10 protein-coding genes and 1 pseudogene are annotated in these 10,586 nt (G+C 44.8%); 4 read left to right on the top strand and 7 right to left on the bottom strand.

What is annotated here, in order from left to right; all coding sequences use genetic code 11:
- Positions 1-110, top strand: a pseudogene (locus E4T80_RS12020) (IS1595 family transposase); the annotation flags it as partial.
- 210 nt (positions 111-320) lie between these two features.
- Here the strand turns inward: E4T80_RS12020 and arcA are convergent.
- From arcA to nfo, 4 genes are all read right to left on the bottom strand, one after another.
- Positions 321-1,040 (bottom strand): two-component system response regulator ArcA, encoded by a 720-nt coding sequence (arcA, locus tag E4T80_RS12015; protein ID WP_047976073.1) that lies wholly within the window; start codon positions 1,038-1,040, stop codon positions 321-323.
- 185 nt (positions 1,041-1,225) lie between these two features.
- The gene (gene cdd / locus E4T80_RS12010) at positions 1,226-2,119 is read right to left on the bottom strand and encodes a cytidine deaminase (protein WP_135058643.1); all 894 of its coding nucleotides are present in this window, start codon (positions 2,117-2,119) and stop codon (positions 1,226-1,228) included.
- A gap of 117 nt (positions 2,120-2,236) precedes the next feature.
- Positions 2,237-2,752, bottom strand: a complete 516-nt coding sequence (locus E4T80_RS12005; RefSeq protein ID WP_135058642.1) for an NlpC/P60 family protein — start codon at positions 2,750-2,752, stop codon at positions 2,237-2,239.
- A gap of 96 nt (positions 2,753-2,848) precedes the next feature.
- Positions 2,849-3,694 (bottom strand): deoxyribonuclease IV, encoded by an 846-nt coding sequence (nfo, locus tag E4T80_RS12000; RefSeq protein WP_135058641.1) that lies wholly within the window; start codon positions 3,692-3,694, stop codon positions 2,849-2,851.
- Between the two features lie 57 nt (positions 3,695-3,751).
- Here nfo and E4T80_RS11995 point away from each other — a divergent pair, with 57 nt between their 5' ends.
- Complete coding sequence (locus tag E4T80_RS11995) at positions 3,752-4,321, top strand: TorD/DmsD family molecular chaperone (RefSeq protein WP_135058640.1); 570 nt, start codon at positions 3,752-3,754, stop codon at positions 4,319-4,321.
- A 256-nt stretch (positions 4,322-4,577) separates the two neighbouring features.
- Here the strand turns inward: E4T80_RS11995 and E4T80_RS11990 are convergent, their stop codons facing one another.
- Both E4T80_RS11990 and E4T80_RS11985 read right to left on the bottom strand, forming a co-directional pair.
- Positions 4,578-6,038, bottom strand: a complete 1,461-nt coding sequence (locus tag E4T80_RS11990) for a surface lipoprotein assembly modifier (protein ID WP_135058639.1) — start codon at positions 6,036-6,038, stop codon at positions 4,578-4,580.
- Positions 6,039-6,095: 57 nt separating this feature from the next.
- Positions 6,096-6,905 carry a Cof-type HAD-IIB family hydrolase gene (locus tag E4T80_RS11985; protein ID WP_135058638.1) on the bottom strand — a complete coding sequence of 270 codons (810 nt, stop codon included), beginning with the start codon at positions 6,903-6,905 and terminating at the stop codon, positions 6,096-6,098.
- Positions 6,906-7,019: 114 nt separating this feature from the next.
- Here E4T80_RS11985 and E4T80_RS11980 point away from each other — a divergent pair, with 114 nt between their 5' ends.
- Entirely contained in the window at positions 7,020-7,697 is a 678-nt protein-coding gene (locus E4T80_RS11980; RefSeq protein ID WP_135058637.1) for an amidophosphoribosyltransferase, read from the top strand.
- 58 nt (positions 7,698-7,755) lie between these two features.
- On the opposite strand, the gene E4T80_RS11975 is transcribed toward E4T80_RS11980, so the two are convergent.
- Positions 7,756-8,214 carry a pyridoxamine 5'-phosphate oxidase family protein gene (locus tag E4T80_RS11975; RefSeq protein ID WP_135058636.1) on the bottom strand — a complete coding sequence of 153 codons (459 nt, stop codon included), beginning with the start codon at positions 8,212-8,214 and terminating at the stop codon, positions 7,756-7,758.
- A 204-nt stretch (positions 8,215-8,418) separates the two neighbouring features.
- On the opposite strand from E4T80_RS11975, the gene E4T80_RS11970 reads away from it, so the two are divergent.
- On the top strand, positions 8,419-10,586 hold a 2,168-nt coding region (locus E4T80_RS11970; RefSeq protein WP_265588475.1), incomplete at its 3' end, for an ESPR-type extended signal peptide-containing protein.

Genomic DNA, 10,586 nt, shown 5'->3' with positions numbered 1-10,586 from the left:
AAGAGCATTTTGAACTGTATTTGAAGGAATGTGAATGGCGTTTTAACCACAGTGAAATAAAAGTTCAATTTTCCATTTTAAAACAATTAGTAAAGCAGAATTTATTCTAGTTATCTAGTACAGCCCCTAACAGAATGTAGGGACACACTGCGTGTGTCCTTTATAAAAATCAAATTATTTCAATAGGTTCAAACCCGGACACACGCAGTGTGTCCCTACAAGCGAACAAAAAACAACTTTGTGCAACTGCTACATAATATTGGACTTTTTTGCAAAAATAATATCAAAACCGACCGCTTGCTTTTCATCAGGGGAGACGGCTATTCAATATCTCCGCAGAAGCGGTAGCCTTCGCCGTGAATAGTAACGATGATTTCCGGCGTGTCTGGGTGATCTTCAAAATGTTTGCGGATACGGCGAATGGTAACATCAACCGTGCGGTCGTGAGGTTTAAGCTCACGACCAGTCATTCTTTTGAGCAGATCTTCACGGGTTTGAATCCGCCCCGGATTTTCGCAGAAATGCTGTAAGGCTCTAAACTCGCTGCGGGGCAGTTTGATTACCGTCCCTTCAGGGTTAATGAGGCTACGGCTATTGACATCCAACGTCCAGCCGTTAAAGCGATAACTTTCGACTTGATGAGCGTCTTTATCCGTCAGTTTATCTTTTTCCGCCATTGTGCGTAAAAGCAGATTGCGTGCCCGAATCGTCAATTCCCTTGGATTAAACGGTTTGGTAATGTAGTCATCCGCCCCGATTTCCAAGCCTAAAATTTTGTCAACTTCGTTGTCCCGCCCTGTTAAAAACATTAGAGCAATATTTGTATTTTCACGTAATTCCCGTGCGAGCATCAATCCATTTTTACCGGGTAAATTTATATCCATAATCACGAGATGAATTGCCTGCTGTTCTAATATTGAATGCATTTCGTTGCCATCGCTTGCCTCAAATACATCATAGCCTTCCGCCGTAAAAATACTTTTCAACGTGCTTCGGGTAACAGCTTCATCTTCAACAATCAAAATTTGTGGATTTTGCATTTTTTAACCTTTGATAAAATTTAACAATTCGATTTATCTCATTTGCGCTGACACAAATGTTGCAAAGTTTTACCATTCTACTTGGCATTTGTAACATCTGAAATAGCAAATTTTCGATTTACTTAGCTTTAATCAAATTTTCCGAGTAAGCGAGCTTTTTCTGTGGACTATTTGTTTAAATTTTGTTAAAGACTGAAATAGTCTATTTCTAAATTAAACAGCTGTTTAGCCAGAGATGCGGTGATGGCACGGCTGCTGAGTACCGCCACTTTTTCCGCTAATACCACCCGCGTGATCGGATCTGTTTGCCAACCGTTTAAGCGTTGAAAATTGAGCGCTGATTGAAGTGGCAGAAAACTCGGATTGAAGGCAGCATTTTCGGCATAACGCCCGGTGATGATACGCTCGCCGCATTGAAGTGCGACTCCACTGTATGCCGAACTGTAAGGGGCATAGGCGTGCGCTGCCGCCTCAATGGCTGCTTGGATTAAAGGATCGCCTTGTGGTAAAAAGGCTTGGCGGGTACGATCAAACAAAAGTTGCTCAATCTGTAAATCTTTTGGCCCGAACGCATCCGGCAAATAGTGATGAAGCGGTTGATGTTGGCAATGGGGCAGGTGAATATGAAGATCGGCGGCACTGTTAAGCTCATTCATAAATTGGCGACAATGCCCGCACGGCGTGTAGTTCACTACAATATCGGTTAAACGGCTCTCGCCGGCAAGCCAAGCGTGCCCGATCGCACTCTGTTCGGCGTGTAGGGTTTGTTGAATGGCATCGTGGGCAAATTCTTGGTTTGCACCAAAATAGAATGTGCCTGATGCGCCGATAGCAATCGCCCCGACATTAAAATGAGAAACCGGCGTTAAGGCGTAACAAGCGGCAATCGGCAGGCCGGCAAGTGCCAATTCCAGCGTTGAAACTCGGAACTGTTGGCAACATTCGGCGACAAAAGACGGCAACAAACGCCCTTGATAATCTTGAGCGGCAAGTTGGTTGGTGATAGCGCTGATCAGCGGTTTTTTCTGATCATCATTAACACGGTCTAAACGCTGGACAAGCGCATTGAGCGTAGGCATTACATTTTCTCCTTTTGATTGTGATATTTCACGGCGTGTTACTATACAAGCCTTAAAATGTTTCGCAATGCCTAATCAGAATTTTACAAAAAATTGTACCGAACCGACCGCTTGCTTTTATAAAACACGGCGGGATTGCGTATAATTTCTTGCCCAGTAACGTTCCGATAATGAGCTGGTCATTACCCCACGGCTGGTGCTGGCGTGTACAAACTTACCGCCGCCGATATAGACGCCAACGTGATGATTGTTACGGAAAAACACCAAATCACCGGGGCGCAGTGCCGATTTTGAAATCGCGCGTCCGGTGTGCTTTTGTTCCGCCGTTGAACGTGGTAAATGCAGATTGAACGCACTGTGCATCGTGGTTTTCACAAATGCCGAACAGTCAATGCCCTCTTTGGTTGTCCCCCCAAGTCGATAGCGTGTACCCGCCCAATGTCGATATACGCCTAACACTTTTTGCGAGGCATCGTTGGCAGGGTTAGACAGGGCGGCGTGGCGTTTTTGTTGCGCTAAAATTTGGCTTTTGGTTGCCGCTTGGGTACTTAAACTGGCATTAGCACAGCCGGTCAGCCCCAGTAACAAGCCAATGAAGATAAAGGTTGAAAAAGATTTTAAACGGTGATACATAATGTTTATTTCGCCAATTTATCGCTGGCGAAAATGCCTCGTGATTGAATAGATAAAGCGGCTCAAATGCGCCGTCCGTTTTGCGACACTCAAAGATCAATTTTGTTCCAACGATCGTAAAAATTGAATTTCATTCGCCCAATTTTCAGGCGAAATGGTTTCTAAAATCATTGGAATATCATCAAATGTGGTGTGGTTCATAATAAATTGGAACACTTCCGTGCCGATAGTGCCGCCGTTTAGCGTATCGTGGCGATCGACCCGGCTGCCGAGGGCAGTTTTCGAGCCGTTGAGGTGCATTCCCCGTAAAAACGCGAAGCCGACGACCCGATCAAACTCGGCAAAAACCTGCTCGCTGGCGGCATAGCTGCCGATATCGTAGCCGGCAGAAAACAGGTGGCAAGTATCCAAGCAGACACCGACTCGTTGTTTATTTTCCACCTGATCAATAATTTCACGCAAATGCTCAAACCGCCAACCAAGATTTGAGCCTTGCCCGGCAGTATTTTCAATCACCGCCACCACATTCGGCACGGCTTCAACCGCCAGATTGATCGATTCAGCAATACGAGCGAGGCAGTCTTGCTCACTGATTTTATTCAAATGGCTGCCGGGGTGAAAATTGAGCAGTTTCAACCCTAACTGGTCGCAACGTTGCATCTCATCAATAAACGCCGCGCGGGATTTCGCTAAATTTTCGGCATCGGGGCTGCCTAAGTTAATCAAATAGCTGTCGTGAGGCAGAATATGATCGGCGGAAAATTGATGGGCTTGGCAAAAACGTTTGAACTTTGCAATGTTATCGGCTTTCAACGGCGGGGCTTGCCACTGGCGCTGATTTTTCGTAAATAACGCGAACGCATTCGCCCCAATCTCCACCGAGCGTAAGATCGCATTTTCCACACCGCCGGCAGCACTGACGTGCGCACCAATATATTTCATTTTATCTTCCTCCACGAGTTAGTGTAACATACGCCTTTTTCATTTCAGCGAGTTATTATGAGCGAAACGACCATCAATGATTTTTCACTGCTTTGCCGCTTATTCGGCAATCTTTTTTACCGCTGCCCTGACGATCCGATTTTAGCCGGTACATTTCTTTGGCTTCAACAAGGGCAGTTAAAGCAACATTGGGCGCTCACCACCGATGCGCAAAGCGAGCAGGCACTGGCAAAAATCGAACAGGGCGCACACCCTACGGCACTAAGCAAGGATTATCAAGCACTTTTTGGCGAACAGGGTGCTATTGCTACGACAATCTCTGCCTATGGATTGCCGGTGGCGGATTTTGCCACTTTCCGTGAACAACGTGGAATGCCGCCGTTAGCACAGCCCGATCACGTTGCTCTATTATTGCTGACGGCATCGTGGATCGAAGATAACCTCCAGTCCCTTGAGGCGCAAAAAGCCTTATTTGAGCAGTTTTTATTGCCGTGTTTAAGCAAATTTTTGGGCAAAGTCGAAACCTTTGATAGCGGTTTTTACAAAGCTCTCGCCCAGCTCTGCCGTGATGCCCTCGCAGCAATGGCAGATGAGTTGGAAGAAGCCGACAGCGAAAATCCGGCGTAACAAGCGGTCGGTTTAAGCCGCTTTTTTGCAGAATTTCAATATTATGTAGGTAGCCGTTGCACAAAGTCGTTTTTTGTTCTCTTGTAGGGACACACTGCGTGTGTCCGGATTTTAACCTATTGACATAATTTGATTTTTATAAAGGACACACGCAGTGTGTCCCTACATTCTGTTAAAATGTCTATTCTTGTGCATTTGCTATACAATGCCAATTTTGAGCAAAATAAAAGGCTTGCCTCGGCAAGCCTTAATCACACTAAAATTGTTTACTGAAATCCAAAAAGACACGGTGTTTGTCATAATTGGAAAACGCATAATTACTTTTGGTTTTGGTGAAATTGTAGGTCAAACGTGGCGTAATCCCCCAATAATGCACCGCCCGATGCCAAACGGACGCTTGAAAACCGTATTCCTTATTCCGTTGGGTAATATTGAAAATCGGCATTGCCCCTTTGTAATGTTTCTGCGCATAGCTAATTGATAAACGGCTGGATAAGCCTTTGCCCCATTCCTGCCCCCAGCCGAGCGATAGTCCGCGGCGTGTATAAGCATCGTCTTTATCCCTCGCCGACACCCGATTGTAATTGAGATTACCGAACCAATACTGTTTAGCGCTGGCAAGGTAAACCAAACCGGCTGACGCAAAATGGCTGTTACCGTTTAAATGCTTACGGCTGGCGTAACGCTGCTCGCCGTATTCGTATGAGCCGCTAAGCTGCCAGTTCGGTGAAAGCCAGTAGTTTGTTTCAAGAGCCACACCGCTGGTTTTAGAGAAACGTTTGAGCGTATCGCTTTTCGCCGAGCCGCCGGCGTAGAGGGTCTGCTCCATAAAAGGAAATAATGCCAGCGTATATTTGGCATTTTGAAAACCTAAGCCGACACTCGCACGCCCGCTCATTTCGTTATATTTTTGATTATCCCAATAATATTTGCCGCTGCCATTTAAACGCAACTCGTTAAACCAGCCGTTATGCCACGACCATTTTTTACCGACATTCAGATTAAAGCCGATCCCTTGTGCCGATTCCCGTTTGGGCGCGTGCCAATTACCAATCGTTGTGCCGGATTTCGGCGCATTGTTGATATTCGGATCGTTGAGATAGGTCAGCCCGCCGCTAAAACTCCAGCTATCCCGCTTGTTAATTGCAGAAAGATACTGTTCAATGACCGCTTGCACTTCTTGTGGCAGGGTTTCCGCCCGTAATTTTTGGAACTGATCTTGCGCGGCGTCCAGTTCATTATTCTCAAATAACACAACGGCTAATTGAAAGCGTACCAAAAAAGTGGCAGACGGATTTTCCGCAATCAATTCTCGATAAAGTGCAATCGCTTGGGTGTAATGCCGCTCTTTTTTCGCCAAAATTGCCTCTGCCCATTTGGTTAATCCCGCATCTTGATATTGCGGTGCTAAATTTTGATAAATGGGGTAGAGTAACGCCACATTGTCGCCATTACCTTGCATTACCGCCGGTAAAAAGGCTCGGATCAGCAGTTCCGGCTGTTTTGCCAATTCCGCTTTGGTAATGCTGATTTGAGTCGGCTTATCCGTTTGTTTTTGCATATTTTGCTTTACAACTGGTTTAGGCTGATGCTGCTCCAAAGCCTCCGTCTGCATACGTTGATCATCAAAACGCTCAATGATTTTTTGTTGATCCTGATCGGCAGCAACAAACGGGCTGACGGCTAAGCATAGGGCGGAAAGTGCATATTTTTTCATTTCTTGTTTTCCATAAAATCTAAGAAAAAATGTGATGTTTCAATCGTGAATTGTAACTTAAATTACCTTAAGTTGCTCAAGGGCGTGCAAAATCCCGTCTTGTTCGATAGGGAGTGTAACATAGTCCGCAACGGCTTTGAGTTCGGGTTCGGCATTCCCCATCGCCACGCCGAAGCCGACAGATGCCAGCATTTCCAAATCGTTTAGCCCGTCGCCAAATGCCATTGCATTATCAATAGATAAATTAAAATGGCGCAACACATCGGCAATCCCTTTCGCTTTGGAATTATGTTTATTCAGCAGATCGACAGAGTAAAGGTGCCAGCGCACTTCTTTCCAATCGTCTTCCAAAATACCTGCGGCAATCACCTCCTGCGTCCGCTCTTGCGGGAAGAACGCTAACAGTTGCAATACCTGATGGTTGAGGTGATGAAGCGGATCAACGATATAGTCGTCTTTAATCGGGCGTAGTGCAATTTCAACCTCCGCCGTGTTGTTTGACACGGCGATCTCATCGGCGGTAACGAACGCATATTCAATATTCAGTGCGGTTAATTTTTGTAATGCCCGCTCAATTCGTTCCGTCTTAAGCGGATATTCGCTGATAATTTCATTTTTATAGCGATTATACTGTCCGTTTGTCGTTACAAAAAGCTCAAAGCCTTTTGGCGAGATTAACGGCTTGAGGGCATCGGGAAATGCCCCGTAAGTACGCCCCGTTGCGATTGCCGGAATAATATTGTTGGCTTTCAAACGGGGAATCACCTGTTCCATAATTGATGCTGGAATCCGCTGTTCTTTTTTGTAGTATAAGGTTTCATCAATGTCGAAAAAGACAATTTTGATCGGCTGTGATAGTTTCTGCATTTTTTCTCCTTTTTTACAAACGGCAAGATTTTACTGATTTTTCGATCAATGTCACAAAATTCTATCCATTTTTGCCATAAAAAATTGATACAGTTCAACAAAAAGGAAACCAAAATGAATATATGGGGATTTCGTTGCTTCCATTGCCAACGCCAATTACAGATCAGCTCACACGGTTTTTGCAGCCACTGTGTCGCCTTAGTCAAACCTTCACCTTATTGTACCCGCTGCGGATCGCCTCTGTTGCATTATCATCACGGCTGCGGCAACTGCCTAAATGGTGAGGTAAAATGGCATCAAATTGTGCAAATTTCCCGTTATAAACCACCGCTTGCAGACTGGATTCACCGTTTTAAATTTCAACATCAGGCTTACTTAGACGAAGCACTTGGCAGATTATTACTATTGGCGATTAAAAATGCACAGAGGAACTATCGGCTTGAACGGCCGGAGGTGATTTTACCCGTGCCACTCTTTTGGCATCGACAATGGAAAAGGGGATATAATCAGGCAGACTGCCTTGCCGCTTATGTGGCAGATAAACTGACAATTCCGTTGGATAACCGCTCGCTCATACGGATTAAAGCAACCTGTTCACAGCGGGAATTGACGGCGGCGGCTCGCAAGAAAAATGTGAAAGATGCGTTTTGCTATCAACCTCAGCAAAACTATCGAAATGTCGCCATTGTGGACGATGTGATTACCACCGGTGCAACCCTGAATGCAATCTGCTCACAACTGCTGAAAAAAGGTATACGGCACATTCAAGTGTGGGCGTTAGCAAGGGCATAGTATGCAAAAAAATCGAATTATCGCACCGCTTGCATTGAGGAAAGTATAGGTACTGCGGTTAAACGTCTAAATTGTCCCACTCGCTCTCATCATCATTATCTCCCAATCGCCATTCCATTGTGCTAAATAAACCGAGAGAGTGATCAATTAAACGGGCAAATTCCAAGCGAACTTCCCATACAGGTAATTCATCAATTAAATAGTGCTGATAATCTCGCTTATACAATGTTTTGGCAATCTCCGCATCTTCCCCCTCTAACATTTTCGCTTGACCGGTAAATTGCAAACCTTGCAAAGAAGGATTAAAACGGGTAGGTGTAAAGATTGTTCCCGCAACATTCGGATTTTTCTTCATTACTCGACCGTGGAGGGTTTGATCGCTACTGATATAAAGAAGACGATTATTATCGTTATCGAAATAGTAGTAGAAAGTGTTTGCCCAAGGCTGATTATTTTCAGTACAACAGAGCGTACATAAATATTTTTTACGAAGGAAGTTTGCAATTCTTTTTTTCATACATCATTTTTATAGAGAGTTAGTCAAGGGATAATATTTTCTTTTCAAAAGAATTGCAATAACACACCTTACATTTATTTTCAAAAGATGACAATTGCATATAATATATGCCTATCTTCTTTATTGAAATAGTAAAAAAGGATTTTTATTTTTTAATTTAATGGTAGAATTCTTTTCTAGTATCAACAAAATTGAGAATAGTGTATGAATAAAATTTTTAAAGTGATTTTTAATCATATCACCCAAACATGGGTTGCAGTATCAGAACTTAATCGAAGCAAAGGTAAAACAAAATCATCAATAAATCAGCAAGTATCAGTCCATAAAATAGTAGTTACTTCAGCCACATTAGTACTAATGTCAGCCAGTGCGAATACACTGGCTGCCGTACAAATTGGTTCTACAAATGGCGATAAGATCTCTTCTAGTGAAACGGAAGTATATTCTGGTTCAGGAAATGTCGGAAATATCGCTATAGGTTCTGGCTCAAAAGCACTGGGAAATCGAGCTGATCAAGCATCGTTAGCTATTGGTAGTCAAGCAATTGCAAAAGGGCAATCTGTCATAGCAATTGGTCAAAAGGCTACAGCAGAAGCTGGGGGTAGTGTTGCAATAGGAAATGGTGCAAAAGTTCATACTAATCACGGCATAGCAATTGGACAAAATGCTGTTGTTAATCAAGGGCAAGATGCTGGAATTGCTATTGGTATTAACGCAAATGCTAAACATGAAGGAGCTATTGCATTAGGTCGAGACTCAGTAACAACAGGTAGAGATCAAGTTTCCGTTGGTAGTAATAATCTAAAAAGAAAAATCGTGAATGTTGCCAATGCCACTTTAAATAATAGTTCTACTGAAGCTGTTACAGGACAACAGCTATATCAAACAAATATAGCAGTCAGCACTGCACAGTCTACTGCAACAGCAGCTCAAAGCACAGCGAATAGGGCTTCGACATCTGCCACAAATGCACAAAGTACCGCAAATGCTGCATCGACTGCTGCGACAGCAGCCCAAAGCACAGCGAATAGGGCTTCGACATCTGCCGCAAATGCACAAAGTACCGCAAATGCAGCATCTACCGCTGCAACAGCAGCTCAAAGCACAGCGAATAGGGCTTCGACATCTGCCGCAAATGCACAAAGTACCGCAAATGCTGCATCGACTGCTGCGACAGCAGCTCAATCTACAGCTAATGCAGCATCTACCGCTGCGACAGCAGCTCAATCTACAGCTAATGCAGCATCTACCGCTGCGACAGCAGCTCAATCTACAGCTAATGCAGCATCTACCGCTGCGACAGCAGCTCAATCTACAGCTAATGCAGCATCTACCGCTGCGACAGCAGCTCAATCTACAGCTAATGCAGCATCTACCGCTGCGACAGCAGCTCAATCTACAGCTAATGCTGCTTCAACATCTGCATCTCAAGTATCCACAGCTTTAAATAGTAAAGCTGATGCTAGTCGTGCATTTACTTTCAATATAGAAAACAATTTATCTAATCAAAATACACAAGCTGGCAAAGCCAAAGAATGGACATTAGCTCAAAATAATTCACTTACTTTCGGTGCAACATCAGATCTCACTGTAAGTACCGATGGTTCAGGTAAGATCATTTATGGTTTATCTTCTGTAGCCAAAACAGCAATTTCTGCTGCCAGTACTGCTGCAAAAACAGTCAATGACAATTTAGCTAAAATTGAAACAGCAGCTTCAACAGCCACTAATGCTGCTGCTCAAGCTGCAAATTCGGCCTCTGCTGCAGACAGTTCGGCAAAAGCCGCAAGCACATCGGCAAATGCAGCGTACAGCTCCGCAACTAAAGCCGATTCATCTGCAACCGCCGCAAGTACTTCAGCAACTGCCGCATCAAATTCAGCGTCCGCTGCAGACAGTTCGGCAACAGCGGCAAGTACCTCCGCAAGTACAGCGGACAGCTCCGCAACTAAAGCGGGTTCTTCCGCAACGGCAGCATCAAATTCAGCATCTGCCGCAGACAGTTCAGCAACTGCTGCTAATTCTTCTGCAAGCGAAGCATCAAGCTCGGCAAGTGCAGCGGACAGCTCTGCAACTCAAGCGGGTTCTTCCGCAACGGCAGCATCAAATTCAGCGTCCACTGCAGATAGTTCAGCGAAAGCCGCAAGTACTTCGGCAAGTGCAGCGGATAGTTCTGCAACTCAAGCTGGCTCGTCCGCAACTGCCGCATCAAATTCAGCGTCCGCTGCCGATAGTTCAGCAAAAATAGCAAGCACTTCGGCAAGTGCAGCAAACAGCTCTGCAACTCAAGCGGGTTCTTCCGCAACGGCAGCATCAAATTCAGCGTCCACTGCAGATAGTTCAGCGAAAGCCGCAAGTACTTCGGCAAGTGC

Origin of the sequence: Muribacter muris, from assembly GCF_004569585.1 — a bacterium.
GTDB classification, from domain to species: domain Bacteria; phylum Pseudomonadota; class Gammaproteobacteria; order Enterobacterales; family Pasteurellaceae; genus Muribacter; species Muribacter muris.
The sequence above is the reverse complement of the archived record's forward strand: the minus strand, read 5'-3'. Positions and strand labels throughout refer to the sequence as shown.

Coding starts and splice junctions, on each gene's coding strand:
- arcA (WP_047976073.1), bottom strand. CDS start 1,040: ATGCAAAATCCACAAATTTTGATTGTTGAAGATGAAGCTGTTACCCGA.
- cdd (WP_135058643.1), bottom strand. CDS start 2,119: ATGCCTACGCTCAATGCGCTTGTCCAGCGTTTAGACCGTGTTAATGAT.
- E4T80_RS12005 (WP_135058642.1), bottom strand. CDS start 2,752: ATGTATCACCGTTTAAAATCTTTTTCAACCTTTATCTTCATTGGCTTG.
- nfo (WP_135058641.1), bottom strand. CDS start 3,694: ATGAAATATATTGGTGCGCACGTCAGTGCTGCCGGCGGTGTGGAAAAT.
- E4T80_RS11995 (WP_135058640.1), top strand. CDS start 3,752: ATGAGCGAAACGACCATCAATGATTTTTCACTGCTTTGCCGCTTATTC.
- E4T80_RS11990 (WP_135058639.1), bottom strand. CDS start 6,038: ATGAAAAAATATGCACTTTCCGCCCTATGCTTAGCCGTCAGCCCGTTT.
- E4T80_RS11985 (WP_135058638.1), bottom strand. CDS start 6,905: ATGCAGAAACTATCACAGCCGATCAAAATTGTCTTTTTCGACATTGAT.
- E4T80_RS11980 (WP_135058637.1), top strand. CDS start 7,020: ATGAATATATGGGGATTTCGTTGCTTCCATTGCCAACGCCAATTACAG.
- E4T80_RS11975 (WP_135058636.1), bottom strand. CDS start 8,214: ATGAAAAAAAGAATTGCAAACTTCCTTCGTAAAAAATATTTATGTACG.